This is a genomic window from Corynebacterium sp. BD556, from assembly GCF_038452275.1.
GTDB classification, from domain to species: domain Bacteria; phylum Actinomycetota; class Actinomycetes; order Mycobacteriales; family Mycobacteriaceae; genus Corynebacterium; species Corynebacterium mayonis.
The window spans coordinates 1334076-1360127 of the sequence record NZ_CP141643.1; the positions used below are offsets into that span (position 1 = coordinate 1334076).

The window sequence follows — 26052 nt, forward strand, 5'->3', positions numbered from 1 at the left end:
TCTTCGCCCAATCATAGCGCCGGGTAAAAAGCACTTGACCCTCACGTAACGTCATAGTTCATACTTGCCCCATGAAAATCTCCGACGCTGCTCGCGCAGCAGGTTGTTCCGTCCGCGCAATCCGCCACTACCACGAATCCGGCGCGCTACCAGAACCACCCCGGACCCCAGGAGGATACCGCGATTACGGGGTTGCAGATCTAGCTGCCCTCCTGCGGGTCCGCGCCATGGTCGACGCGGGAATCCCACTGGCCGACATCAGCCAGTCAAAGCCCTCACTGATCGACGACGCCCTCCGAAGCATCAACCAACGTATCGCGCAATTGGAAGCTCAGCGCGATCGCCTTCGCGCACTTAGCTCCGGTGATTTGGGCGCCCCCGCAGATATCCGCCGCGAAATGAAAGGACTTCTCGGCGACAATGCCTATACACAAGCCGAAATCGATGCTTTCGACTTGATGGCATTGGCCGGGGTGGCAACTGACAAAACGTGGGATTGTCTGCGTCGCAACCTGGCGGATCCCTGCCGCAGGGCCGAAGCCGTCCACGTCAAAGAAATTTGGCAAAAACTGGCGGATACTCCACCAGCCCAGGCAGAGGCACTTATCGACGACCTCGCTGCGCGCGAAGGTCTCATGCACGGCATCCGAGACACCCTCAGCACCGGCGAGGTGCCGTTATCGCTAGTCGACGTCCCAACGAGCAAGGCGCAAACGCTGGCGCTACGCAAACTTTCGGGAGGCCAATGATGTTGCGCCTTCTAGCGGCTCTCATTGCCGTAGCGGACCTGTATCTGTGGTGGTCTGGGCGTCTCAGCGGAGGGTACGCCGTCGCTTTGTTTCTCTTTCTCGAAGCCCTGTGTGCTGGAACGATCCTCATTCTTGCAGTTCGGAGAGGCGAAGGCAACCTGGCTGTGCGGCTCGTTACCGCCGAATGGAACCTGTTGTGCGACCTGTATTATGTGCTCACCCGGCGCGTGAACATTCCAGCGGGCGCAACCGCATTGCCAGCTTCGCAAGGCTGGTGGCAAATACCAACGATGATGACTGGCGCCACCGCAATCGAACTAATCGCGGTCGAGTTGGTCGTTGCCTGGCCGTGGCTACGCCTGACTCTCGCAGTAGTGTCTGTCTATTCGCTGGTGTGGCTGTGGGGATTTTTCGCACGAAGGGTAGTCCATCCCCACTACCTCGACAAGAATCTGGTTCTCCGGGACGGTCGGAAGGTGCTTGCTTCCATCCCCTCGACACATATCCGGCACTCCCGCATCCTGCGCTGCTACGAAACCGGCAGGAAAACCGAAGGCCAAGTGCTGGTTCTGGAGAGCTTGCAGGGCACCAACCTCGAACTAGTCCTCGACGAAGCTACCGGTTGGCAAAAGGCTCACCTGTGGATCGACGAGCCCAGCGAACTCATCAACAACCTTTAGGTAAACAATTCATCCGCGATCGCCGCCTCGGCGCGCAGGGCGGTGATGTTGGCGTCGATACGCTCGCGCTGGAAATCATTGATGTCCAAGCCAGGAACGACAGTTTGACGGCCGTTGATGGCCGTCGTTGGGAAACCGAAGACGAGGCCTTCGTCGACGCCGTACTCACCTGTCGAAGGTTGCGCCACCGTCACCCAACGCCCACCGGTACCGCTCACCCAGTCACGCATGTGATCCACCGCGGCGGAAGCGGCGGAAGCCGCCGAGGAATGACCGCGCACCTTGATAATTTCCGCACCGCGCAGCGCCACACGCGGAATGAATTCGTTTTCGTACCACCCGCGGTCGATCTGTTCAGTGACGGACTTGCCGCCCACGCGAAGGAACTCGATATCCGGGAACTGGGTGTCGGAGTGGTTGCCCCACACCACCAAGCTGTCGATCTTGGAGGCGGGCACGCCCAGGTAATCGGAAAGCATCGACAGGCCCCGGTTGTGGTCAAGGCGCATCAAAGCGTTGAAGCGCTCAGCCGGCACATCCGGAGCAGCCTTGGACGCAATGTAGGCGTTGGTGTTGGCCGGGTTGCCCACCACGAGCACGCGCACGTCCTGCGCCGCCGACTCGTTGATGGATCGTCCCTGCGCAACAAAGATCCGGCCGTTTGCTTCCAGCATGTCGGCGCGGGACTCACCTTTGCCGCGTGGCTTCGCGCCCACCAAAAAGGCGGCGTTGACGCCATCGAAGCCGGTCTTTTGATCATCGGTGACAGTGATGTTGCGCACCAGGTGCAAAGCGGAATCTGCCAGCTCCATGGCGACGCCCTGAGCAGCATGGACATGCTCGGGAGTCTCCAGCAAGGTCAGGTCAACGTGGCGCTCAGCGCCGAAAACATCGCCGGAGGCGATGCGCCACAGCAGGGAATAGGCGATGTTTCCGGCGGCTCCAGTGACGGTGACCTTCACAGGCTCGGTGGAAACGGCTGCGAGATTGTCCATGGTTTTTCCTCCGCACGTGTGCAAAAAACTTAAAACTATATCTATCGCAGTATAGACGCGCTTTACTCGCGGCCGCGAGGAGGAAAACTGCTGCTCCCCCCGCCGCACCCGCATCAGCACTTGGCTGCGCCGTATTGTTGGAGAAAATCCCCCCGAACAGGGCGAGTTTGACGGGCGAGACTCACCTTCAGAAAGCGAATCGGGCACGATTGAAAACACTCACCAGCATTTCCCACACGAGCAAAGGAGCCACCAGGTGGAGGAGAGGGAAGAAAAAGCCGCGGCGGTCGCCGGCGCGCTCGACGTCTTCTCCCGCGAAGGCTACGCAAGTGCGACCATGCAGGCTATTGCTGCCGCCGCGGGAGTCACGCGGCGCAAACTCACCTACCACTACACCGACAAAAGGAGCCTCTATCGGGCTGCACTCCAGCAGGCGGGGCGTAACCTGGTTCCCCCGCCGGAGGTGCTGGAGCGCTCCTACGCCGTGCCCGTCGAGGGCATGCGCCGCTTCATTGATGCACTGTTTCACTGCTTCCTCCGCAACCCAGACGCGGTGCGTCTCGTCGCCAGGGAAAACCTTGACCCAGTTTTAGGCAGGGGCGAGGCGATGGAAATTGAGGAGTTGGCCGCTGTCACGTTGCACATTGAGCGCCTTCTCCTGTTGGGGCAGGACTCCGGCGCGTTTCGCCCGGAGGTCTCCGCCGACGACATTTTGCTCATGCTGTGTTCTTTGTGCATGTTCCGGGCAAGCAACCAGCACACCGCCTTGAGCCTGGCAAATGTGGATATGGCAACGCAGCGCAACACTGAAGGGATGCGCCGGTTGACCATTGACACGGTGCTGGCTTTTCTTACCTCGAACATCCCGCCGTCGGGCTACGACTCCTATGTTGAGCCGCTGGAAACTCCGCAGAAGGCGGAGTATGACCTCAACAAGGGCATCTACTAGGCGGTCTTTTTCTCCTTCGCCACCACGTACTCCGGTTGCTTTTTGCCGGAAACGACGTCCTCGTCGATGATGACTTCGACGACTTCCTCACGGTCAGGCAGGTCGTACATGATGGGCACGAGCAGCTCCTCCATGATGGCGCGCAGTCCGCGGGCACCGGTTTTGCGCTCGGCGGCCTTGTCCGCAACAACACCTAAAGCCTCGTCGGTCATGGTCAGTTGCGTCCCGTCCATAGCAAACAGCCGCTCGTACTGCCTCACCAAGGAGTTCTTCGGCTCTTTCAAGACGCGCACGAGGGATTGACGGTCAAGGTCTTCCACATTGGCCAAAATCGGCAAACGGCCAATGAACTCGGGGATAAGCCCGAACTTCACCAAGTCTCCCGGCTGCACCTTAGACAGCAGCTTCGCCTCATCGCGCTTGTCCTTGGAGTCAATCTCGGCACCAAAACCGATCCCCTTTTTGCCCACGCGTTCCGCGATGACCTTATCCAAGCCGGCGAAGGCACCGGCGACAATGAACAAAATATTCGTGGTGTCGAGCTGGATGAACTCCTGGTTCGGGTGCTTTCGCCCGCCCTGCGGCGGAACGGAGGCAACGGTGCCCTCGAGGATTTTCAACAGCGCCTGCTGCACACCCTCGCCTGAGACATCGCGGGTGATTGAGGGGTTTTCCGACTTACGGGAGATTTTGTCCACTTCGTCGACGTAGATGATGCCCTGCTGGGCACGGTGAACGTCGAAGTCTGCGGACTGCAACAGCTTGAGCAAAATGTTCTCCACGTCCTCACCGACGTATCCCGCTTCGGTCAGGCTAGTGGCGTCGGCGATGGCGAAGGGCACGTTCAACATGCGTGCCAAGGTCTGCGCCAAATAGGTCTTGCCGGAACCTGTGGGTCCGAGAAGCAGGATGTTGGATTTGGCGATCTCGACGTCTTCCTCCCGTTTGCGGGAGGTTGTCATCTGCGCTTCCGCCTTGATGCGCTTGTAGTGGTTATAAACCGCAACTGCCAGTGTGCGCTTCGCGGAGTCCTGGCCGATGACGTACTGGTCCAAAAAGGCGGTGATTTCGGACGGACGCGGCAGACGCTCCTCCTCGCCGGGCTGCTCGCCGTTGGATCCCGCGAGCTCCTCCTCGATGATTTCGTTGCACAGTTCAATGCACTCGTCGCAGATGTAGACTCCGCCGCCTGCGATCAGCTTGCGCACCTGTTTCTGGCTCTTTCCGCAAAAAGAGCACTTCAGCAGGTTTGAGGTGTCCTGAGTGACTGCCATGAAAGTGATCTACTCCAGCTTCTACGAATAAGGTGCATATTCTGGTTCGTGACGTTCCAGACTACTTCAACATCTACTCAACCCCGAATATTTCAGAAAGAAACACGCTATGGGAACAACCATTCTTCACGCTGTCGAGTCCGGCAACCCAGAAGGCGCCCCCGTGGTCTTGCTCAGCTCCATTGGCACTACCCACGCCGCCTGGGACAACCAGCTTGAAGCGCTTCGCGATTTCCGGGTGATCGCACTCGATCACCTTGGGCACGGCCAGTCGCCGCTTGCTACCACTGCTGTCGACTCCGTGGCCCAGCTCGCCGATAATGTCCTTGCCACCCTCGATTCTCTCGGTGTTGACCGCTTCGCCGTGGTCGGACTCTCGCTCGGCGGCGCGATCGCCCAGTACCTTGCAGCGACCTGCCCGCGCGTCAGCCGCGCAGCGATCTGCGCCACGGCGACTTTCCTGGGCGGCAAGGATCGTTGGGTGCAACGCTGCGGTATCGCGCGCGATGAGGGCATGGAAGCCCTCGCCGATGGCATGGTGGACAACTGGCTTACACCCGGTTTCCGCGCCGCTGAGCCGGACGTTGTTGAACATCTGCGCCGCATGATTCTGGGCATTAACAAGGAAGGTTTCGCCCAAAACGGCGATGCGTTGGCCACCTGGGATTTCGCCGGTCGCCTTAGCGAGATCACCTGCCCCGTGCTCACTATTGCGGGCGCCGAAGATCCCTCGACCGGCCCGGAGCAGCTGGCAGAAATCGCCGCCGGGGTCTCCGGGGAAGTCCGCAGTGTTGTGATCTCGCCGGGCTCTCACCAGGTGGCGCTGGAAAATCCGCGGATGTTCAACGAGGCATTGGTCACTTTTCTCGCTCCGATCTCTTAAACTTGCCTTACAAAAGCGCTGTGACGGTATAGTCTTTGTGTTTGCTGCCCTTCAAGCTGTTTTTTCGGAAAGGACCCGCCGTGCGCCGAACCGGCCTCATCCTCACCGCTGCTGCCACCTGCCTGGGGCTTGCGGCCTGCTCCAGCGAGGAACCGACTCCGATTGCTGAGCCTGCGGTTTCTTTCCCGACGACCAAGTCTGTTGCATCCTCTACCCCGTCCACCACGAAGAAGGAAGACGAGGACAAAGACAGCACGACCACCTCGAAAAGCACAACGACGAGGAAGACCACCAGCGCCAGGCCCGCGAACCCGGTCGATCGAAACAGCGCCGCTGCGCCGGCCCCGGCGCCTGTTGGTGAAAGAATCGTAAAGACCGAATGCACGTGGCCGAAGGAATCCGAGGCGAAAAACGGCGAGGAATTCCAGCGCTTTTGCGACGGCAACTGGGCGGAGACCTCCTTCCCCGGCGAGGGCGACTTTGTGTGGAAGGCGGATGGCCCAAGGTGGGTATCTATCGAAGCGAAAGCGGGAGCGGACGGGCAGATGTGCTACAACCGCGATGAACTTAAGGGAGCCCCGGAGGCTTTGCTTAACAGCCTGCCGCTGTGCGCGGTGGAGGAAAATTAGGTTCGCGAACGCGCCGTCCAGGCCGCGATCATGGTGGTCACCGGCACAGCTAGGGTCAGGCCAAGGATGCCGATTGCGGAGCGTAAAAGCTCCGTCGCCACCACATCCGAGGTCAGCACTTGCAGCAAGGGCCGATCGACGACGGAGAGCAGAAGCGTCATCGGCAATGCCGCACCAATGTAGGCCAACACCAGCGTGTAGACCATCGAGGCGATGTGGTCTTGGCCAACCCTCATGGCGGAGGTGAACAGTTTCAGCGGCCCCGCCTGGCTGTCGGCCTCGGCTAGTTCAGCGACGGTGGAAGCCTGGGAGACGGTGGCGTCGTTAAGCGCGCCGAGCGTGCCGATGATAAAGCCCGCCAACATCAAACCGGCAACGCTTACCGACGGCAAATACAACTGAATAAGAAGATTAGAGTCGTCTCCCAGCCCCCGGAGCTGGCTCGCCCCAATGGATACCTGCGCCAGTCCAGCCGATACACCAACCGAGATCAGCGTACCGGCCAGTGCCGACGCTGACTTCCAATTCGCGCCGTGGACAAGGAACATCACCGGGTAGAGGATTGCGGCGCCAGCAGTTATGGCCAAGGGAATCGGCGGTCCTCCCCGCAGCAGAGCCGGCACAAGAAAAACTGAGATCACGGCGAGGGTGAAGCCTAGCCCCAAAATGGCACGAAGCCCCCGCATCGCACCGACAACGACAACGGCAACGCCCGCCAGCGCCAGCCACAGCAGCACTGATGTGGTGCGCTGCATGTCCAGAAACGAAAGGGTTCCGGATTCGGCGACTGAAAGCAGAACTTGATCGCCTGGTTGAAACGATATGTCAGTTTGGAGAATCGTCGCGTAAGTCTCATCGAGGCGCACAACGGTGGTGTCGCACTGGTCCCCGGGCGGGATACGTGGAGGATCGTCGGCGGAAAATGCAACGCCGGTGGAGTTGGGCGCACAGGCGGAACGATAGGTCGCCACGACTTCGCCGGAAACGGCATCGGCCGCCATTGACTGCGATTGGCGAAACCCCGGCCCCGGGTCGGGGGCCTCACCCCGGGGCCAGAGAACAGCCAACGCCACGATAGTGACCACAAAGGCCACTATCAGACCCGCCGTGAGGGCCACTTGCGCTGAGTTTTTCTTCCCGTCCACCCGGTGCCGTGACAAAACGCGAAACCTCCGCCTACTAGTGAAAAAGTATTTCAATAATAGGCGGAGGTGCCGCAAATGACTAGCCGTTTAGTTTGCGGTAGTCGAAGACTTGGTCCACGATGCCGTACTCCACGGACTCCTTAGCTGTAAGGATCTTGTCACGGTCAGTGTCAATACGGATTTGCTCAGCCGTACGGCCCGTGTGGTGAGCCAACGTCGTCTCCATAAGACGACGCATGCGCTCAATCTCATTGGCCTGAATCTCCAGGTCAGAGACTTGGCCCTGTGTTCCCTGGGTGGCCGGTTGGTGGATCAACACGCGCGAATTTGGCAACATCGCGCGCTTGCCCGGGGCTCCGGCAGCCAGAATCACAGCAGCGGCAGACGCCGCCTGCCCAAGACAAACGGTCTGCACATCGGGGCGCACGTACTGCATGGTGTCGTAAATGGCCATCAAAGCGGTAAAAGAACCACCCGGGGAGTTGATGTACATGGTGATGTCGCGGTCTGGGTCCTGAGACTCCAACACAAGCAGTTGCGCCATGACGTCGTTGGCGGAAGTGTCATCGACCTGGGTGCCCAGAAAAACAATGCGCTCCTCAAATAGCTTTCCGTAAGGGTCGATCTGCTTCGTGCCGTAAGAAGTCTCCTCTAGAAACTGCGGCAGAACGTAACGGGACTGAGCCGGATTGTAAGACATGTGCAGGTGTTCTCCTTGAGTTCGTTCTTACTGGTTAGAGATCGCGCCCTGCGCGTGCTCGATGACGTGGTCGACGATGCCGTACTCCTTGGCCTGCTGGGCCGTAAACCAACGGTCGCGGTCGGAGTCCTTGGTGATCTGCTCGAAGGTCTGGCCGGTGTGCTCCGCAATCAGTTCGGCCATCTCGCGCTTAGTCTGAGCGAACTGCTCGGCCTGGATCGCGATATCTGCTGCGGTGCCACCGACACCGGCGGAAGGCTGGTGCATCATGATTCGGGCGTGCGGCAGGGCGAAGCGCTTGCCCTTGGTGCCGCCGGAGAGCAAGAACTGTCCCATGGAGGCAGCCAAACCCATGCCGTAGGTGGCGATGTCACACGGCGAGTACTTCATCGTGTCGTAAATTGCCATCCCGGCGGTTACTGATCCGCCCGGGGAGTTGATATACAACGAAATGTCACGAGTTGGATCCTCCGCGGACAACAGGAGAATCTGGGCGCACAGTTTGTTGGCGATCTCATCGTCAACCTGCTGACCTAAAAAGATAATGCGCTCGCGCAGCAGGCGTTCGTAGACGGAGTCGCCGAGGTTCAGTCCGGCTTGCGGTGAAGTCATGTGGGCTCCTTATAAAACTATTGAATCTGTCAGTCAGTGCCACCACCTTACTCGCACATGATGGCGATGTAAGGGGTGTTCGCTACGGGCGTACGTGTCAGGCGCAGACTAAAAGCCCGCCCCAGGCAAAGCCCACGGGGCGGGCTCGTAGATCAGGTGATTAATCCTCGTCTGCCTCGGTGTTTTCTTCTTCAATCTCACCGAAGTAATCGTTCGGGTCGATCTCTTTGCCGTCCTCGTCCTTGACGGAAGTGCGCGAAATAGCGGCCGCTAAAGACTTGCCGCGACGCACGTCAGCAAAGAGATTCGCAATCTGGCCCGACTGCTGCAACTGGGCGATGAACTGGTTCGGGTCCATGCCGTACGACTGCGCGGTAAACAGGATGTGGTCGGTCAGCTCCTGTTGGGTCACCTCCTGCTGCTCCTGCTCCGCTACGGCGTCCAAAAACAGTTGGGTGCGCACCGACTCCACGGCCTGCTCGCGGGACTCCTTGTCGAACTCCTCGCGGGTGGTGCCCTGCGCCTCAAGAAGCTGGGCGAGAGCCTTCTCATCGTGAGCTAGCTGGCCGAGGATTTGGTGCAAACGGTTATGAACCTGCTCCTCCACAATGGACTCCGGCAGGGAAAACTCGGTGGTAGCGAGGGCAGCTTTGAGTACCTCGTCACGGATGTCGGCAGCTTGCTGTGCCTTCAGGGACTCCTCGAGTTGGTTGCGGACATTCTCGCGCAGCTCCTCGACGGTGTCGAACTCGGAGGCGAGTTGGGCGAAGTCGTCGTCAAGCTCCGGCAGCTTGCGCTCCTTGGTCTGCTGAACGTGAACCTTGACGGTGGCTTCCTTGCCTTCGTACTCGCCGCGCGCGAGGGTGGTGGTGAACTCATTGTCCTGCTCGGACTTAAGTCCACGCAGGGCAGCATCGAGGCCTTCAATGAGGTCATCGGAACCGATCTGGTAAGTCATTGCCTCAGTTGAGGCATCCTCAACCTTCTCACCATCCACTTCGACGTTAAGGTCAATGACGGCGAAGTCATCGTTTTTTAGTTTGCGCTTGATCTCCTTGAGCTCACCGAATCGTGAACGCAGGTCCTCAAGTTCCTTGTTCACAGCTTCCTCGTCGATGGTGATAGCCGGAACGGTCACGGAAATCTTGGAAAAGTCCGGGACTTCAATCTCAGGGCGGACATCAACCTCGGCGGTGAACTCAACGACGTCATTGTCCTCAATCTTGGTGACGTCGATCTCCGGCTGGCCGATCGGTTTGAGCTCGTTTTCTTCCACAGCCTGCTCGTAGCGCGTCGGCAGCATGTCGCTTACGACCTGCTCAAGGATGGGGCCCCGGCCGAAGCGGGCGTCGATAAGCTTGCGCGGCGCCTTGCCACGGCGGAAACCCGGAATGTTGACCTGCTGCGCGATTGCCGCGTAGGCCTTGTCGAATTCCTTGCCGAGCTCGTCGAACGGCACCTCGACGGTCAGCTTGACGCGGGTGTCGCTGAGCTTATCGACGGAAGTCTTCACGTGTACTCCTCATTAGGTTTGTGAGTTCGTTTCAAGTCCTATGTGTAGCCAAGGCCCGCTATCAATAGCGGGCCTTGGCCTTTGTCGGGGCGACAGGATTTGAACCTGCGACCCCCTGCTCCCAAAGCAGGTGCGCTACCAAACTGCGCCACGCCCCGTTGCGTTAAGAAAGTCTACCGGCATGAACCAAACATGGAATCCATAGGGTTCCATCAAACGGAGTATCCGCGGGTAAAAACGAAAAACGACCTGCGCAACAGGCCGCTTCCAACGAACCATAGGAGGTCACGTCGGATACAAAGCCCGACGTGGATCCACAACCGGACAAAGTGGGTGCACGAATCGGCTACGTCAGGTGAATTACTCCTTAACTACGGCGATCATGAGTATCAATGTACTCACCCAACATGCGAACAGCCCTGTCAACAAACTCACCAATGGGGAGCTCACCGGGCTCATCCGAGAAGTTCTGCGGGTTTAACCTCTTGTACCAATCCGTCGTCTCCAGCAAATACCGCGCGTGCTCAAAATCCCCCACATGAAAATCAACAAAAATATCCGCAAAATGATACGGATCAAAGTCCCACACATCACTTTCGGCGACATCGCGACGGAAATCACGCCGGCGAGTAATCTCCTCCTCAAGCTTCACCAACGCTGGACCCAGCACCACCAAAAACTCATCCCACAACGGGCCACTGCCCGACGCCTCAAACGGATTGTAACCATAGGGATACAAATCAGAGTGAGACATAGCCTTCAGCCCAATAGCCGTAAACAACCCCGTCGGCATGCCGTGAATAGGACTGTCAGCAAAAAGCTTCCTCTCAAGCCCTTTCAAAGCCGGAAAACGCGCATAATAATTGAACGCCGACTCGTACACATCTTTGGAACGCTTGTTTGCATCAGCGACAAACATCATCTGCAAACCGTGCGGCAAATCCTTCACCCACACCGGACTCCTCGACCCGTGACGAACAAAACCCCGCTCAGCAAACCAATCATCAACCCCAGAAAACAACCGCACAGCAGCCACAAACAATCATCCTTCCACACTGACTAAACAAGGGAATCAAGCAAAGCCTTTGAAAGCCTCACCATCAGAAGCTTTATCCATAGTAAAAGCTAAGCAATACACCAAAGAACAAATCTTCTACATCCGGATTAAGCAGCCTTCATACCGCTTTGCACAAGGTGACAGACCGACCAAGAGTCAACTCAGGACCTGACCCCTTGGTGGTGGACACGCTGAAACCAGCATTTCGCTGGGGAAGTGAGGTACCTTTCCACCATGCCACGCAAGACCTACACCGAGCAGTTCAAGCGTGACGCAGTGACGTTGTACGAGTCGACCCCTGGAGCCACGATCAACGCGATCGCCTCCGATCTCGGGGTCAACCGCAACTCCCTGCGCACCTGGCTCGACGCCTTCGGCACCGGCACCAAAACCAACGCCAACGGTGAAAAAGTCGCCAGCCCGATCGCCGCAGCCAACAGCGAACGTACTCCTGCTCAAGGACTCTCCGATGCCGAACGCATCCGCATGCTGGAACGCGAAAACGCCACGCTACGGGAAGAACGAGAGATCCTGCGCAAGGCGGCCAAATATTTCGCGGAAGAGACGAACTGGTGAACCGCTTTCAGTTCGTTGATGACTACCGAGACTTCTACGAGGTCAAGCGGTTATGTGAGGTCCTGAAGATCAACCGGTCCTCCTACTACAAGTGGAAATCTGCTGCTCCTGCCCGCCGGCGACGCCTCGTCGCTGACGCGGCGCTGGGAGCGAGGATCAAGGCCGTGTTCACAGCTGAGAACGGCTGTTACGGGGCGAAACGCATCACAGCGGCCATCAACTCGGATCCGACCAGCGATGATCGCCTCAATCACAAGCGCACCGCCAGGCTGATGCGCCAGATGGAATTGTTCGGCTACACCAAGAAACGCCGCGTAAAGACCACGGTGTCTGCGAAACGCGCTCCGACGTTTCCGGATCTGCTCGCACGCCGTTTCACCGCGGAGAAACCAAACACGGTCTACGTCGGCGATATCACCTACCTCCCGATTGCAGATGGGTCGAATATGTACCTGGCGACGGTCATCGACTGCTACTCGCGGCAGTTGACCGGTTTCGCGATCGCCGTCCACATGCGTACGGAGTTAGTTGAAGAGGCTTTGATGATGGCTTACGGGATCCGTGGCGGGCTTGACGGAGCGATTTTCCACTCCGATCATGGCAGTGTATACACCTCTGATCGGTACCGAAGACTATGTGAACGTCTCGGTGTTACCCAATCGATGGGAGCAATTGGTACCAGCGCGGATAATTCTCTGGCGGAGTCGTTCAACGCCACGTTGAAACGGGAAGTCCTTCAAGATGCACCTGTTTTCGCCAGTCAGCTGGTGTGTCGCCGGGACGTGTTCCAATGGTGCAGTCGCTACAACACCAAACGCCTGCACTCGAGGTGCGGCTATCGTTCGCCGAACGCCTTTGAATCTTCCGAAACAGCTATACTCAAAACCGCATCTGATTAAAACTCCGTGTCCACTTTCCGGGGTTCAGACCCTCATTTGCAGCCTTAACCATGTAGAACTGGACCGTCCGCCGCATCATCTGTACTCAACGTCCACCAACCCACGTTCGAAGCCTGACTGTGCGAACTGTTTTCTCCCGGCGTGTCGCTCCGACTGAACTCAACGAACCGTCAACCACGCAACTCATCTGTGACGGCGACAATGACACGCTGCCCCTGTTGACTGCCGCCGATGTCACCACAGGGAATCTGATCCACGTCGAGCCTGCTCAAACCGAACCTGACTACCCCGGCCTAGGGCTAACCCGTCAAGTTCGCCTGACTCTCGACGCTTCGCTGCCCAAGCGGTCCGAGGTCCTGTGTGTGGACCTCATAGGGGGCTGCCCACAAGCGGACAGGACGTCCCAACAACCACAACACTTAGGGAGAGCTTTGGCCTTGGAGGAAATGACGATATCTGGAAGTCACCACATAGTGATATTGCGTACCTGGGGCGTTGGTTGGGATGGTTGTCAGGTCAAGCGCTACAGCCCACTGACAACGCCCACTGACAACAAGGCGACCCACCCCCGCAAAAAACCGGCGTCCCTGGAAAAACAACAACCACAGCGCCGGATTGTCCACCATGTCGCAACTGGGCTGTCAACAACTGGGCTGTCAACTATGTCGCAACTGAGGACCTTGGAGGGAATGACGGGAATCGAACCCGCGTCTTCAGCTTGGAAGGCTGAGGTATTAGCCACTATACGACATTCCCTTGCATGCTCGCATGCTGTGCACGAGTCTAACGCACTTGCCCGGCGGAACAAAACGCCAGCGCCAGCCGTTGTAGTCGGTAGAGACGCACTGAAAAGAAAGGGTCACGGTCGACGTGCTGACATTCCTGCTATTGATTGCCGTTGTCGGCGGCGCCATGTATTTGCTTAGCAATCGCGGGGAGCAAACTCCTCGGCGCCAGCTTAGCCAGATCGACTTCGACGACGCGATGGCGGATGCCAAACGGTGGACCGACCGTCTCGGCTCGCAGGTCCTGAGTCTGGGTGGCAAGGATGCCGCATCCGCGCAGGCAATGGCAGATGCCAGCGAGCGTTTCAACGCTGCCTCCGCGGCACTCGCCGAGGCCCGCACTGTCCGCCAGGCTGAACTAGCCCGCGAGTCCGCACTTGAGGGCCTGCATTATGTCAAGGCCGCCCGCGAGATCATGGGTATGCCCGCAGGCCCTGAGCTGCCGGAGCTGGAAGGCCAGCGCCGCGCCGGTCGCGTCACTGAAACGCGTACTGTTCGCCAGGAGGACGGCTCCACCATCACCGCCTCCCCGCACCCCTCTGAGAGCACTCCACACTACTACCCCGGCGGCTCTGTGGCTGGTCGCCCGGTTCCGGCTGGCTGGTACTCCAGCGCGTGGTGGGCTCCCGCCATGATGACCGGTGTCTGGGCAGCAAGCTCAATGATGTTCTACTCCGCAATGTTTGCTGGGATGGCGGATACTCCCGCAGTTGACTTTGGCGGCGATGACGGCGGCGGTTTCGATTTTGATTTTGGGGGATTCGATTTCTAAAACCGCTGAAGCGGTACACTCTGGGCGTCTTGAAAGACGAAAGCTTGTAAGGAGCTGCGATGCGCATAGGCGTGCTGTTGAAGGAAGTTCCGGATACCTACAGCGATCCTGAGATGAGTATGGAGACAGGTTTGACGGACCGCACCGGCGATGTTGTCTCCGACGAAGTCGGTGAGCGCGCCGTCGAGGCTGCCTTGCGGATTGCCGAGGGCATCGACGGCGCCGTTGTCGAGCTACTTAGCGTCGGGCCGGAATCGGCCGCCGCCAGCATCCGCAAAGGTATCGCGATGGGCGCTTCCGAGGCCTACCTCATCTCCGATGATGCGTTGATCGGCGCGGATGTGACTTTGACCGCTGAGGTGTTGGCCGCGGTCGTGGAGAAAAACGACTATGATCTTGTCGTCACCGGTGCTGCTTCCTCCGATGGCGGCGGTGGCGTGATGGCCTCCTTGATCGGCGAACTGTTGAATTATCCCTCTTTGAACAACCTCACTGAGGTAAGCGTCGAAGGCTCCACTGTTACCGCCACTCAGGCAGGTGATGGCGAGATTGTCCGACTCGAGGCCACGTTGCCGGCTGTGGTTGGTGTCTCGGATGGGTTTCCGGATGCCCGCTTCCCTAACTTCAAGGGTCTGATGGCGGCGAAAAAGCACGAGCTGAAGTCCTACACCTTGGCTGAGCTCGGGGTCGATCCTGAGGATTGGGATCGTGCTCGCTCCATCATGGTGTCCATTGAGCGCCGTCCGGCCCGAGAGCGGGGTGAGATCATCGACGGCGACTCCACAGCAGCCGCCGCGCTTGTCGATTTTCTTCAGGATAGGGACCTTCTTCCAAGGAGCCGCTCATGACTTCCCAGCCCGTACTTGTTGTCCTCGACCCGGCTTTGGATAATGCTGCAGAGTTAATTGGCGCGGCCTCCGTCGTCGGCGATCCTGTCGTTGTGACGACTTCCGGCGCGGAAATGATTGAGGCGCCGCGGGTTCTCGTCGCAAAGGAGGCTTCGCTTGTCGACGCCACCGAGGCTGCTTTCAAGAAACTTCAGCCCGCCGCTGTCGTTCTTCCTCACTCCGTGCGCGGGCGCGACGTTGCGGCTCGTCTCTCGGTTCGTACTCGCTGTGCGCTACTGACTGATGTTGTCGGCATCCGCCGTGACGCCGAGGGCATTGTCACCGACCACTCTAACTTTGGCGGCGCCTTTAATTCTGTGGCGGCGGCCACGCACTCTGCCCCAATTATTACTGTGCGCCTCGGCGCGGTGGAGACTCGGGCGAGTTTTGCTGCACCTGTCGTGGAGTATCTCGAAGTAGATACCGCCGGCCGCCGTGAGGCCACAGTGGTCTCTACCGAGCCGATTGTGCGCACCTCCACCCGCCCCGAGCTAGTCAGCGCGAAGCGCGTTGTCGCGGGTGGTGTTTCCTTGGGCGATGAGGACAGTTTCGAGGAGCTTGTCGGCGGGCTTGCCGACGCCCTGAATGCCGCTGTCGGCGCTACCCGCTCCGCCGTCGATGAGGGCCAGGCCCCTTACGAAGCGCAGATCGGCCAGACTGGTGTGCTGGTCAGCCCAAAGCTTTACGTCGGCGTCGGGATTTCGGGCGCGATTCAGCACCTCGTTGGCATGCAGACCTCCGAGACTGTGGTGGCCATCAACAATGATCCGGATGCGCCGATTTTTGAGATCGCGGACTTCGGCATTGTTGGCGACATCTTCGATATCGTTCCGCAGCTCATTGACGAGATTAACGCCCGCAAGTAGCGAAAGGTTTGTGTCCCGTGCAAGTTCTGCTTCGTCGCGGTTTGCCCCGCACCCCGGGTGGGGATCCGTGGCCGCCGGCTGGTTCATACATAGAAGTCGAGCAGGAGGAGAAGGAGAACATGGTCTCCGTTGCCCTGCGCCGCGGTTTGCCCCGCACCCCGGGTGGGGATCCGTGGCCGCCGGCTGGTGAGATTTTGGTTCCAGACACGCTCGAAGCACGCGAGGTTTCGGTTCCAGACACGCTCGAAGCACGTGAGGTCTCGGCGCCCCAGTCGGCGGCGGCTGAGGTGTTGGTTCCCAAGCCTCAGTCGGCACACCGATGGGCAACACTTGTAAGGTTGTTCATTGGGGTCGGTTTCATCTTTGGATTCTTAGTGTTGCTTGCGCGTTTCGTGTTGGGAACACAGTGGGGTACGGCATTTATCGCCACTTACGACGGTAAGCAGCCGCTGCCGGACAACACCCCGATTGGTTTGCCGGCGTGGCTGAACTGGGCGCACTTTTTGAATATGTTCCTGATGGCTCTGGTCGTTAAGACCGGTATTCAGATCCGTCGGGAAAAGCGCCCTCCCGCGTATTGGACTCCGCGAAACAATCCGCGCGGCAAAATCTCGCTAACGCTGTGGCTGCACCTGATGTTGGACATCGCCTGGTTGGTTCTCGGCGCGGTTTTTTATGTCCTGCTGTTTGCAACGGGACAATGGGTGCGCATCGTCCCCACCAGCATCGAGGTCATCCCCCACGCTGTGTCCGCGGGGCTGCAGTACATGTCGATGAACTGGCCGACCGAACACGGTTGGGTCCACTACAACGCCTTGCAGGAGCTGACCTATTTTGTGGTGGTGTTCGTGGCGGCACCGATTTCTGCGCTTACGGGGCTGCGGATGAGCCCGTGGTGGCCGCAGAGGTTTACGTTCATTAAGGTTTCGACCGCCCGTGCGCTGCACTTCCCAACCATGGTGTTTTTTGTCTGCTTCATCATTGCCCATGTGGTGTTGGTGGCGCTGACGGGCCTGCGCCAAAACCTCAACGCTATGTTCGCCGCTCACGACGGTACGGGGTGGCTGGGGGCCGGTTTTTTCCTTGTTGGCGCCGCCATCATCGTGGTCGCCGCGTGGGCGGCGCGCCCCGCCGTGGTCGCCCCGCTCGCTAGTTTGACTGGAAAGGTTTCCAACCGTTGATTCCCCGCCTCACGCTTAACGACGCCACCACCATCCCCCAACTTGGCTACGGACTGTTCCGGGTCGATCCTGACCAGGCCGAAAGGCGCGTCGCCGAGGCTTTGGAGATTGGCTACAGACACATCGATACCGCCCACATCTACGGCAACGAGGAGGCCGTCGGCCGCGCTATCGCCTCATCTGGTGTTTCCCGCGATGAGCTCTACGTGACCACTAAATTGTGGAACGACCGCCATGAGGACGCAGACAACGCCCTGAAAGAGTCGCTGGAAAAACTAGCTTTGGACCGCGTCGACCTTTATCTGATCCACTGGCCGCGGCCGGGATTGAATAAATATGTCCAGGCGTGGGAGTCGCTCATCGAACTGCGCGCGCAGGGACTGACAACCTCCATTGGTGTCTCGAATTTTCAGCTACCGCACTTGGCCAAGCTGGAAAGCGAAACCGATGTCACGCCTGCGGTTAACCAGGTGGAGCTGCACCCCTTGTTCCAGCGCTGGAAGGAGCTTGACGCCATGCGCGTCCACGGCAGCCTCATCGAGGGCTGGGCCCCTCTCGGCGGCGGATTCTACAAGCTTCAGGACTACCCAGAGATCACCGACGCCGCCGAAAACCACGGCGTGACGCCAGCACAGGTCGTGCTGCGTTGGCATATCCAAAACAACATCATCGTCTTTCCCAAGACGAATTCGCCGGAGAGGATGCGGGAGAACTTCGACATCTTCAACTTCGAGCTTAGCGACGAAGAAATGACGCGGATCATTTCCCTAGACGAGGAGGAGTTCGGTCGGCAGGGCCCTCACCCTGACGAATTCGAGAAGGTGTAGGGCACCTTTGTTGCCTCTTGCCGCATGCAAAACCCGGAGGTGTTTCCCGGTGTGTTGCTGCGTTGGTACTTACGCCTCGGGGGCGATGCCGGTTTCCTCGTACTTGGACAAGATGTCGATGCGGCGCTGGTGGCGCTCCTCTTGGCTCCATGCTTGGTCGATGAAGGCATCGACGATACACAGCGCTTCCTCCTCGGTGTGCATACGGCCACCGATACCGATGAGCTGGGCATTGTTGTGCTCGCGGGCAAGGCGGGCGGTCTCCTCGGACCAAGCCAAGGCGCAGCGGGCACCCTTGACCTTATTCGCGGCGATCTGTTCACCATTACCGGAGCCACCGAGCACGATACCTAGCGAGCCCTCATCAGCGACGGTCTTTTCCGCCGCCGCGATGCAAAAGGCCGGGTAGTCGTCGGCGGCATCGTACTCGTGTGCGCCACAGTCGATGACTTCGTGGCCTTGCTTCTTCAAATGTTCCGCAATTTGGTTTTTCCGCTCAAATCCGGCGTGGTCTGCTCCAAGGTAAATTCGCATACACCTAACTATAAGCGCCTCCACTTTGCTGAAGCTTTCTGGTGCGCTGGGGTGTATACGAAGGTGAGGTTGTTGTTCTTCAAGTGCCTGGAGGTTGGTACAACCCCCTTCGCAATCGCCGGTTTTTGGTTAGGCGTCGCCCAAGGCCAAAGGGCGGTCTCACCGTCCACCCGCCTATCCTCACGAAGCCGCTCCACCGACAAGTCCTCCGGGTTTCCGAGAATCGCCGCGGCCTCGTTGACTGCCACGAAAACGTCCTCCGGCGCTGTCGACCCGAGGACGGGGGGCAGTTCACCATGACTGCTTGGCACCTAGCCAGCCCGTGTGTGGCATGGATAGGCAGCGCACGATCAGCACCCGATCATCGCCCGGGAAGCGGTGCGTTAGAACTGCGTTGTTCGTGGGTGGGATCTAGCATGCTAAGACGTTTCCTGTCGCCCTCCGGCGGTGCGGGCCGGACGATCCGTCGAACAGCCGGGGCGCCGTCGTTTTCACTGCGCTCGAGGCGGCGTTAGCCCCGGAAACAACCCGCGGCTCACACGCCTAGACCTGTGGAGGTTCAGTTCGTGAACGCTTCAGCTCGAAGAAGTACGGGAAGCTCGCCAAACCGACTGCGTGATCGAACAGCTCGCCCGCCTTCGCGCCGGTAGGGACGCGGGTGATCACGGGGCCGAAAAAGGCGGTGTCTCCCAGTTTGACCACCGGGGTTCCCACCTCGTCGCCGACCTGTTCCATGGCGGAGGCGTGATAGGCACGCAAAGCTTCGTCGACTTGATCGGTGTTGGCGACGTCGGCAAGCGATGCCGGTAAACCAACTGCGTCGAGGGCTTGAGCAATGACCTCGTCGTAGGCCCCGAAACCCTTTCGCCCACCATTTCCTTCAGCGTGGATGATGGTGCCCATGACGGTATAAAGCTCATCTACCTTGTCGGGGTGGTCCTGCTTGACCTTGGCAAACACACGGGCAGGGCCCCAATTTGCCTCCATCATGCGTGCGTAGCCCTCAGAAATCTCGGCGTTCTCGTTGAGCACGGACAGCGACATGGGCACCCACTCGACTGTGACATCGCGGACTTTTTCCACTTCCTTGATCCAGCGGGAGGTCTGCCAGCAAAACGGGCAGGACACATCGAACCAAAAAGTCACCTGGGATGAGTTTGTCATGACAACAACACTAACCGTTTTTTCCGGCGAGTAGATTGGGGCGCATGAAGACAAACCTGAGGCGCGCCGACGCGCAACAACGAGCACAACTGATCCGCGACGTCCACTACAACGTGGAGCTGGACATCACCAAACCGGATGTCTTCACTTCAAAAACGACGGTGAAGTTTGCCTCAGATAACGGCGAGACTTTCTTCGACCTCGTTGCAGACGAGTTCTCGGCCACCCTCGACGGCTCACCAATCGATGGCCGCAGCCTCACCCTCACGCAGGGCGAACACGAGCTGGTCGTGGATGCGACGATCACCTACAGCCACACCGGCGAGGGCTTGCACCGCTTCGTCGACCCGGCGGATGACAAAGAGTACCTCTATACCCAGTTCGAACCTGCGATGGCCATGAAGGTTTTCGCCTGCTTCGACCAGCCGGACATCAAGGCCACCTATTCGATGTCGGTCACCGCGCCTGAGAAGTACGTGGTGGTGCTCAACGAAGACGCCACCCGGGTGGGCAACACCTGGTCGTGCAAGATCAACTACCCGCTGTCGACTTACTTGATTGCGGTGTGCGCCGGCGAATACGAGTTCGTCACCGACGTTTACGAAGACGAGGCAAAACGTATCCCGTTGGGCCTCTACGCCCGGGCGTCGCTGATGGAGCACCTCGACGCCGAGCGTTTGTTCCGCCAGACCAAAGAAGGTTTCGCCTACTTCCACACCAACTTCGGCCTGCCCTACCCCTTCGGTAAATACGACCAGATCTTCTGCCCCGAGTACAACATGGGCGCGATGGAAAACGCCGGAGCGGTGACCTTCCGCGACGAGTACGTGTTTACCTCAGAGCCCACCCCGCACCGCATGGAGCGCCGCAACGACACCATCCTCCACGAGATGGCGCACATGTGGTTCGGTGACCTCGTCACCATGCAGTGGTGGGATGATTTGTGGCTCAACGAGTCCTTCGCCACTTGGTCGGCTGCCATCGCCCAAACTGAAATCGGCGAGTACCCCAATGCCTGGGTGACCTTCGCCGCGGTGGAAAAGGCCTGGGCCTACCAGCAGGATCAACTTCCGTCGACGCACCCGATCGCCGCTGACGCGCCGGACATCGAGACCGCTGAGCAAAACTTCGACGGCATCACCTACGCCAAGGGCGCCTCCGTACTCAAACAGCTTCAGGCCTACGTGGGCCGAGATGAGTTTTTTGCGGGCGTGCGCGAGCATTTCCAGAACCACAAGTGGGGAAACGCTACTTTTGCTGACCTGCTCGGCGCGCTTGAGAAAGCCTCGGGCCGCGACCTCTCCGATTGGTCCGAGCAGTGGTTGCGCACCACGGGCGTGTCACGGCTGCGCCCGGAGATCACCGACACCACCTTTGCCGTGGTGCAGGACTCCGAGGTGCAACGCACCCACCGCGTAGGCGTTGGGCTGTACTCGCTTATCGACGGCACCGTCAAGCGCACCCACGAGGTCGAAATTGACATCACCGGCGAGCGCACGGAAATCCCCGAATTTGCAGGCGTCGCGCACGACTTGGCGTTGGTCAACGACCGCGACCTGACCTACTGCTTGATGAGCCTGACGCCTGAGCACCGCGACTTCGTCCTCGCCAACCTCGGCGCCATTGAGGACCCGCTGGCACGCACCCTTTGCTGGTCTAGCATCTGGGAGTCCGTGCGCGACGGCGAACTGCCGGCCCGTGAATTTGTGCGCTTGGTGGCTACCTTCGCCGCCGAGGAGGACCAGCCCTCCGTCATGGAGCGTGTGGTGGCGCAGGCGACGCTTGCCCTGCAGCAGTACGTCTCCCCGCAGTGGCGCGACACCGGCATGGACCTGCTCAACGAGGCCTTCCGCGGTACCGCACCGGCCGTGATCTTCGACCGTGCGTTGGCCCGCCTCACCCCAAACGAAAAGACGGTGGACTATCTGGCGAACCTTGCCGCCGACTCCGCCAACAAGGAGGTGCGTTGGCTGGCGCTGACCTCGCTGATCTCCGCCGGTAAACGCGATCTCGCGCAGGTGGATCAGGTGGAGGACAGCTCCTCTGAAGGCGCACTGTCCAGGCTGCGCGCGCGTGCCACCGTGGACAAGCGCTGGGCGTGGGAGGAAATCGTCAGCGCTAAGCGCAGCAACCTTGAAGCCCGATTCCTCATTGAGGGCTTGCGCTTCAACGACAACGGGTTGGAAGGCCTGACCGACGAATACTTCGCTATAGCTAGGCAACTGTGGGACAAGTTGACCAACGAGATGGCGCAGCAGCTTCTTGAGGGGCTGTACCCGTCGTGGGACGTCGACAAGCTTGCCTTGGCAAAGGCCGACAAGCTGCTTGCGGAAAAGGACCTGCCGAGCGGTCTGCGCCGCATCCTCTCCGAGGGCCAGAACCGCGTTGAGCGTTCGTTGCGCAACCGGCAGGTCGACGCCGAACAGGACACCCAATAATGGAGCAGCCGAACCTTTACAACGAGCTCGGTGAAGAGTTCTTCCGCAGCCTCGTCCGCGGGTTCTACGAACAGGTCAAAACCGACGATCTGATCGGTCCGATGTATCCCGACGAGGATTGGGAAGGCGCCGAGGACCGCCTGCGCTGGTTTTTGGTGCAGTACTGGGGAGGGCCCCACACTTTCCAACACAAGCGCGGCCGGCCGATGCTGCGGCGCCGTCACTTCCCCTTCGAAATCGGGTTGCCGGAGGCTGAACGCTGGCTGGCCATGATGAAAAACTCCCTCGACCAGCACGACATCCCCGACGAGGCCGCTGAAGCGCTGTGGAACCACATGCAGCGTGTGGCGTACATGATGATCAACAAGGAAGAGAAAACGACACAAAGGTAGTTTCCCGCCACTAATCTGTACGCATGCCCACAGCATGCCCAGCTCCCACCCCGCGACTTATGCAAGCAGTCGACGAGCTCATCGATGCAGGCCAGTTGACTGCCCCGTGCGCCGCAGTCGACATCGCGGCCTTCGACCATAACGCCGCGCGGATGAAGGCCCGCTCCCTCGGCCTTCCCATCCGCGTGGCCTCGAAATCCTTGCGTAGCACACACGCTTTGCGGCGCGCCCTCGACCACGTTGGCTTCCAGGGCATCTTGTCCTACAGCTTGCCGGAAGCCATCAACCTCGTGCGCGTTGGCTTTGGCGATATCCTCGTTGCCTACCCGAGCGTAAACAAGCTCGCCCTGCGCGAGTTGGGTGCAGACGACCAACTCCTCAAAAACATCACCGTCATGGTAGATGACCCGGCACACCTCGACCTGATCTGCGAAAACACCTCCAAACCGGTGCGGGTGGCCATAGATATCGACTGCACCTTGAAACTTCCCGGCACCGCCATCGGGCCGCGGCGCTCCCCCATCCGCACCCCAGAGCAAACAGCCGACTTCGCCCGGCACATCGTGCGCCGCGGCAAGCTACGTCTCGTCGGGATGATGGGCTACGAAGGTCAAGTTGCCTCCGTCGCCGATGCGGAAACCGGCATCAATGGCGCGGTGAAACGCTGGATCAGAAAGACTTCAATGGCCGAATTGGTGCCACGCCGTGCGGCCTGTGTCGCCGCCGCCCGCGAGGTAGCAGACCTCGAGTTCGTCAACGGCGGCGGCACCGGCTCCCTCGGTGTCAGCGCATTGGACGATTCCCTGACCGAGCTTTCTGCTGGTTCCGGTTTCTACACCCCGGTCATCTTCGACAACTTCTCGGATATAGACCACGTCCCAGCCGCCTTCTTCGCGTGCCAAGTCTCCCGGCGGCCTGCCCCGGGTTGGGCCACTGTCAACTCCGGTGGGTGGATCGCCTCCGGCCCTCCCGCGAAAGACCGCCTGCCGTTGCCGGTCTACCCGGAAGGCCTCAGGTTTTCCGCAACCGAAGGCCCCGGGGAGGTCCAAACACCCCTGCACGGGGCGAAAAACCTCGACATTGGTGATCTGGTGTGGTTTCGCCATGCGAAGGCTGGAGAGATGATGGAACATGTGGACAAACTGGTTGCCGTAGACGCTGAAGGCAACCACGAATACTGGGACACGTACCGGGGGAAAGGATGGACATTGCGATGAAGCGGCGCTTTCGTAACTGGTCGGGTTCGGTGCTGACCCACCCCAGCGACTTTCACTACCCGCGCACCATAGCCGAGGTATCCTCCCTGGTTAGTGCGGTGCCAAACATCCGCCCCTTCGGTTCGGCGCACTCTTTTAGCCCCTGTGCCGCCGGTGAGCACCACATGCTCAGCCTGGATAACCTTAACGGAGTGGTCAAGGTGGATCGCGAACGCAAGCGGGTCCGCTTCCTCGCCGGCACTCGGCTGCACCAGGTGCCGAAGCTGCTCGCTCCTTTCGGGCTTGCGCTGGCCAACCAAGGAGACATCAACACCCAATCCCTCGCCGGCGCGATTTCCACCTCCACCCACGGCACCGGCATCGCATGGACGGGCTTTGCTGGCACGGTCACGGGCCTTTCGCTTGTCGACGCCCACGGGCAACTGCGGGAATACTCCATCGACACCGACCCTGACCTGCTGCGCCTGGTCACAGTCTCCCTCGGCGCACTCGGGGTGATCGTAGAGGTGGAAATGCAGTGCGTCGACGCCTTCGACTTACTCGCGGTGGAAGCCACCGCCGACATCGACGAGGTCCTAGACACCTGGGAACAACGAACCCGGGCTGTCGACCACTTCGAGGCTTTTTGGTTTCCCCACACCGACAAAGCGATGGTGAAAAACAATACCCGCTTGCGCCCCGCAGAACCCGCGCCCGGCGGGGAGCCGAAAAAACGCAGCCGGATGACCAGGATCATTGAGGAGGAAATCGTGGGCAACGGCGCGTTCGCCGCCTCCCTCGCAGTGTCCCGCGCCTTCCCCAAAACTACCGGCTTTTTCAACGGCGTGGCGGTCGGCGCGATGGGCGCAAACACCTACCGCTGCCCCGCCCACGAGGTGTTTGCAACGCCTCGCCGGGTGCGCTTCCACGAAATGGAGTTCGCTGTGCCACTTGCCGACGGTCCCTCGACCGTCCGCCGCATCCGCACCGAGATCGACAGACGCGGCTGGCTCATCCCCTTTCCCCTTGAACTGCGCACCACAGCAGCCGACGATATCGCCCTGTCTACCTCCACGGGACGCGAATCTATGTATATCGCCTTCCACGTGCCGCGCGCGATGAACCCACAGACATACTTCCCCATTGTCGAGGCGATTTTGCGCGAAGCTGGCGGGCGCCCCCACTGGGGCAAGATGCACACCATGACGGGAGAGGATTTAGCCCCGCTCTATCCGCGCTTCGACGAGTTTTGCGCCTTGCGCGCAGAAATGGACCCGCAGCGCCGATTCAGCTCCGACTACCTGCGAAGTTTGTTCGGCTAAGGGCTTTAGGCGAATAAACCCAGGGATGTGGAGCGGTAGACGCTGCCGAAAGGCGCATCCACTCGCACCCAACGCCCTGCCGTGGCAACACGCAGGTGGCGCGGCACATCAACGGAGGCGGAAAAACCCGGAATCAAACCAAGTGAGGTACAGGTGAAGATCATCCGCATGGGGATCTCCACTGGGTCGACGGAGTCAGCATCCACCGTGAGCACAGTCTGATTCAAAAGGGCCGCTGGCGGGCCAAGAGGGCCAGAAAACTGGCGGGCGAGGGCGCGCCCGTCGTCGGCAAGTTTGCGCACCACACTGACCGGGACGGTGTCTCGTTCGACGAACCCTTCCTTCGGCGGCAAGGCACCCGGCCAGTTGGGGTCGCGCGGATTGCCCACCTCGGCGGAGTTCGACTTCAGCGCCCGCAGCAGATCGTTCGCTGAGACTACCGCGCCGTCGCGGGAGGCGATCGCCTCAACACGGCGCGAGGCGACACAGTCAAAAGGAGTGGTAACGAAGACGTCGACAAGCATCTCCCCCAGCACCGAAAAACGCGCGCTGGCCGCGGCGTCGAGGCCCGTGGCGCGCCCAACGAGCGCGGTCAAACCCGCACCGCCACGGTACACCCGCAGCGTCTCACTTCGCACTGGCGAGAATCCCCATCTCCCGCTGCGTGATCGCGCGCGGAGTTGCGGTGGCGGTGTCTACGACCACGAGCACGCTAGTGACGGTGCAGCACACCCGGCCCTGCCGATCAAGGATGCTTTGCCGGGTGGTAAACGACGTGTTGCCGATCTCCGCAACCTCCGTGCGCACCGTCACCTCGCTGGTGTCCGGCAAAATCGGCCGGGAGTAATCGGCCTCCACGCGGCGCACGAAAACCGGCAGGCCAGTGGCGCCGCCGAAGCGCTCATTGCTAAACGCAATGCGCGCCTCCTGGGCGTACTCAATGTAGGTGAGGTTGTTGATGTGGCCAAAGCGGTCCACATCACCCCACCTGACGGGGACAGTGATTTCGTGAATCAGATTCTCCATG

26 protein-coding genes and 2 tRNA genes are annotated in these 26052 nt (G+C 59.8%); 15 read left to right on the top strand and 13 right to left on the bottom strand.

The window, feature by feature from the left end:
- Positions 1 to 71: 71 nt before the first annotated feature.
- On the top strand, positions 72 to 749 hold the full coding sequence (locus VLL26_RS06220) for a MerR family transcriptional regulator (protein WP_342318274.1): 678 nt from the start codon (positions 72 to 74) through the stop codon (positions 747 to 749).
- A complete protein-coding gene (locus VLL26_RS06225) occupies positions 746 to 1429 on the top strand; it encodes a hypothetical protein (RefSeq protein WP_342318275.1) in 684 nt (227 codons plus the stop codon). The genes VLL26_RS06220 and VLL26_RS06225 overlap by 4 nt, the downstream gene beginning before the upstream one ends.
- Here the strand turns inward: VLL26_RS06225 and VLL26_RS06230 are convergent.
- Complete coding sequence (locus tag VLL26_RS06230) at positions 1426 to 2424, bottom strand: malate dehydrogenase (RefSeq protein WP_342318276.1); 999 nt, start codon at positions 2422 to 2424, stop codon at positions 1426 to 1428. The two genes, VLL26_RS06225 and VLL26_RS06230, sit on opposite strands and share 4 nt — an antisense overlap.
- A 256-nt stretch (positions 2425 to 2680) precedes the next feature.
- On the opposite strand from VLL26_RS06230, the gene VLL26_RS06235 reads away from it, so the two are divergent.
- Positions 2681 to 3373 carry a TetR family transcriptional regulator gene (locus VLL26_RS06235; RefSeq protein ID WP_342318277.1) on the top strand — a complete coding sequence of 231 codons (693 nt, stop codon included), beginning with the start codon at positions 2681 to 2683 and terminating at the stop codon, positions 3371 to 3373.
- On the opposite strand, the gene clpX is transcribed toward VLL26_RS06235, so the two are convergent.
- Positions 3370 to 4647 carry an ATP-dependent Clp protease ATP-binding subunit ClpX gene (gene clpX / locus VLL26_RS06240; protein WP_342318278.1) on the bottom strand — a complete coding sequence of 426 codons (1278 nt, stop codon included), beginning with the start codon at positions 4645 to 4647 and terminating at the stop codon, positions 3370 to 3372. The genes VLL26_RS06235 and clpX overlap by 4 nt on opposite strands.
- A gap of 109 nt (positions 4648 to 4756) precedes the next feature.
- Here clpX and VLL26_RS06245 point away from each other — a divergent pair, with 109 nt between their 5' ends.
- Positions 4757 to 5530 carry an alpha/beta fold hydrolase gene (locus tag VLL26_RS06245; RefSeq protein ID WP_342318279.1) on the top strand — a complete coding sequence of 258 codons (774 nt, stop codon included), beginning with the start codon at positions 4757 to 4759 and terminating at the stop codon, positions 5528 to 5530.
- Positions 5531 to 5610: 80 nt separating this feature from the next.
- The gene (locus VLL26_RS06250; protein ID WP_342318280.1) at positions 5611 to 6159 is read left to right on the top strand and encodes a hypothetical protein; all 549 of its coding nucleotides are present in this window, start codon (positions 5611 to 5613) and stop codon (positions 6157 to 6159) included.
- On the opposite strand, the gene VLL26_RS06255 is transcribed toward VLL26_RS06250, so the two are convergent.
- The 6 genes from VLL26_RS06255 to VLL26_RS06280 all read right to left on the bottom strand — a co-directional run bounded on the left by VLL26_RS06255 (position 6156) and on the right by VLL26_RS06280 (position 11165).
- Positions 6156 to 7277, bottom strand: coding sequence for a YibE/F family protein (locus VLL26_RS06255; RefSeq protein WP_342318281.1), 1122 nt, complete (start codon positions 7275 to 7277; stop codon positions 6156 to 6158). The two genes, VLL26_RS06250 and VLL26_RS06255, sit on opposite strands and share 4 nt — an antisense overlap.
- A gap of 106 nt (positions 7278 to 7383) precedes the next feature.
- Positions 7384 to 8004 (bottom strand): ATP-dependent Clp protease proteolytic subunit, encoded by a 621-nt coding sequence (locus tag VLL26_RS06260; protein WP_342318282.1) that lies wholly within the window; start codon positions 8002 to 8004, stop codon positions 7384 to 7386.
- Positions 8005 to 8031: 27 nt separating this feature from the next.
- Positions 8032 to 8616, bottom strand: a complete 585-nt coding sequence (locus VLL26_RS06265) for an ATP-dependent Clp protease proteolytic subunit (protein WP_342318283.1) — start codon at positions 8614 to 8616, stop codon at positions 8032 to 8034.
- A gap of 160 nt (positions 8617 to 8776) precedes the next feature.
- A complete protein-coding gene (tig, locus tag VLL26_RS06270; protein WP_342318284.1) occupies positions 8777 to 10129 on the bottom strand; it encodes a trigger factor in 1353 nt (450 codons plus the stop codon).
- Between the two features lie 84 nt (positions 10130 to 10213).
- Positions 10214 to 10287: transfer RNA gene (locus VLL26_RS06275), tRNA-Pro, on the bottom strand.
- A 209-nt stretch (positions 10288 to 10496) separates the two neighbouring features.
- Positions 10497 to 11165, bottom strand: a complete 669-nt coding sequence (locus VLL26_RS06280) for a hypothetical protein (protein WP_342318285.1) — start codon at positions 11163 to 11165, stop codon at positions 10497 to 10499.
- Positions 11166 to 11420: 255 nt separating this feature from the next.
- On the opposite strand from VLL26_RS06280, the gene VLL26_RS06285 reads away from it, so the two are divergent.
- Positions 11421 to 12661, top strand: a protein-coding gene (locus VLL26_RS06285) for an IS3 family transposase (RefSeq protein WP_342318286.1) whose coding sequence is annotated in 2 segments (ribosomal slippage) — positions 11421 to 11748 and positions 11748 to 12661 — 1242 coding nt in all. Because the reading frame shifts where the segments join, the coding sequence is not laid out codon by codon here.
- Between the two features lie 681 nt (positions 12662 to 13342).
- Here the strand turns inward: VLL26_RS06285 and VLL26_RS06290 are convergent.
- Positions 13343 to 13417: transfer RNA gene (locus VLL26_RS06290), tRNA-Gly, on the bottom strand.
- Positions 13418 to 13534: 117 nt separating this feature from the next.
- Here VLL26_RS06290 and VLL26_RS06295 point away from each other — a divergent pair.
- The 5 genes from VLL26_RS06295 to VLL26_RS06315 are packed head-to-tail and all read left to right on the top strand — an operon-like array spanning position 13535 to position 17979.
- Positions 13535 to 14218 carry a DUF1542 domain-containing protein gene (locus VLL26_RS06295; protein ID WP_342320164.1) on the top strand — a complete coding sequence of 228 codons (684 nt, stop codon included), beginning with the start codon at positions 13535 to 13537 and terminating at the stop codon, positions 14216 to 14218.
- Positions 14219 to 14277: 59 nt separating this feature from the next.
- Positions 14278 to 15066 (top strand): electron transfer flavoprotein subunit beta/FixA family protein, encoded by a 789-nt coding sequence (locus tag VLL26_RS06300; RefSeq protein ID WP_342318287.1) that lies wholly within the window; start codon positions 14278 to 14280, stop codon positions 15064 to 15066.
- Positions 15063 to 15971 carry an electron transfer flavoprotein subunit alpha/FixB family protein gene (locus tag VLL26_RS06305; protein WP_342318288.1) on the top strand — a complete coding sequence of 303 codons (909 nt, stop codon included), beginning with the start codon at positions 15063 to 15065 and terminating at the stop codon, positions 15969 to 15971. The genes VLL26_RS06300 and VLL26_RS06305 overlap by 4 nt, the downstream gene beginning before the upstream one ends.
- A 17-nt stretch (positions 15972 to 15988) precedes the next feature.
- Positions 15989 to 17152: a cytochrome b/b6 domain-containing protein gene (locus VLL26_RS06310; protein ID WP_342318289.1), complete on the top strand. Its 1164-nt coding sequence runs from the start codon at positions 15989 to 15991 to the stop codon at positions 17150 to 17152.
- Positions 17149 to 17979, top strand: coding sequence for an aldo/keto reductase (locus VLL26_RS06315; RefSeq protein WP_342318290.1), 831 nt, complete (start codon positions 17149 to 17151; stop codon positions 17977 to 17979). Before VLL26_RS06310 ends, VLL26_RS06315 begins: the two co-directional genes overlap by 4 nt.
- Positions 17980 to 18048: 69 nt before the next feature.
- On the opposite strand, the gene VLL26_RS06320 is transcribed toward VLL26_RS06315, so the two are convergent.
- Positions 18049 to 18513 (bottom strand): ribose-5-phosphate isomerase, encoded by a 465-nt coding sequence (locus VLL26_RS06320; protein WP_342318291.1) that lies wholly within the window; start codon positions 18511 to 18513, stop codon positions 18049 to 18051.
- Positions 18514 to 19056: 543 nt separating this feature from the next.
- Positions 19057 to 19677: a DsbA family protein gene (locus tag VLL26_RS06325; RefSeq protein WP_342318292.1), complete on the bottom strand. Its 621-nt coding sequence runs from the start codon at positions 19675 to 19677 to the stop codon at positions 19057 to 19059.
- Between the two features lie 44 nt (positions 19678 to 19721).
- Here VLL26_RS06325 and pepN point away from each other — a divergent pair, with 44 nt between their 5' ends.
- From pepN to VLL26_RS06345, 4 genes are read left to right on the top strand one after another with little or no spacing between them, the layout of a single operon-like run.
- Entirely contained in the window at positions 19722 to 22115 is a 2394-nt protein-coding gene (gene pepN, locus VLL26_RS06330; RefSeq protein ID WP_342318293.1) for an aminopeptidase N, read from the top strand.
- Entirely contained in the window at positions 22115 to 22507 is a 393-nt protein-coding gene (locus VLL26_RS06335; RefSeq protein ID WP_342318294.1) for a globin, read from the top strand. Before pepN ends, VLL26_RS06335 begins: the two co-directional genes overlap by 1 nt.
- A 23-nt stretch (positions 22508 to 22530) precedes the next feature.
- Positions 22531 to 23724: an alanine racemase gene (locus tag VLL26_RS06340; protein ID WP_342318295.1), complete on the top strand. Its 1194-nt coding sequence runs from the start codon at positions 22531 to 22533 to the stop codon at positions 23722 to 23724.
- Positions 23721 to 25025, top strand: a complete 1305-nt coding sequence (locus tag VLL26_RS06345) for a D-arabinono-1,4-lactone oxidase (RefSeq protein ID WP_342318296.1) — start codon at positions 23721 to 23723, stop codon at positions 25023 to 25025. The genes VLL26_RS06340 and VLL26_RS06345 overlap by 4 nt, the downstream gene beginning before the upstream one ends.
- A gap of 5 nt (positions 25026 to 25030) precedes the next feature.
- Here VLL26_RS06345 and VLL26_RS06350 read toward each other — a convergent pair whose 3' ends face one another.
- Together VLL26_RS06350 and VLL26_RS06355 are read right to left on the bottom strand one after the other, a co-directional pair.
- Entirely contained in the window at positions 25031 to 25663 is a 633-nt protein-coding gene (locus VLL26_RS06350) for a hypothetical protein (protein WP_342318297.1), read from the bottom strand.
- Positions 25653 to 26051 carry an acyl-CoA thioesterase gene (locus VLL26_RS06355; protein ID WP_342318298.1) on the bottom strand — a complete coding sequence of 133 codons (399 nt, stop codon included), beginning with the start codon at positions 26049 to 26051 and terminating at the stop codon, positions 25653 to 25655. Before VLL26_RS06355 ends, VLL26_RS06350 begins: the two co-directional genes overlap by 11 nt.
- Position 26052 lies beyond the last annotated feature (1 nt).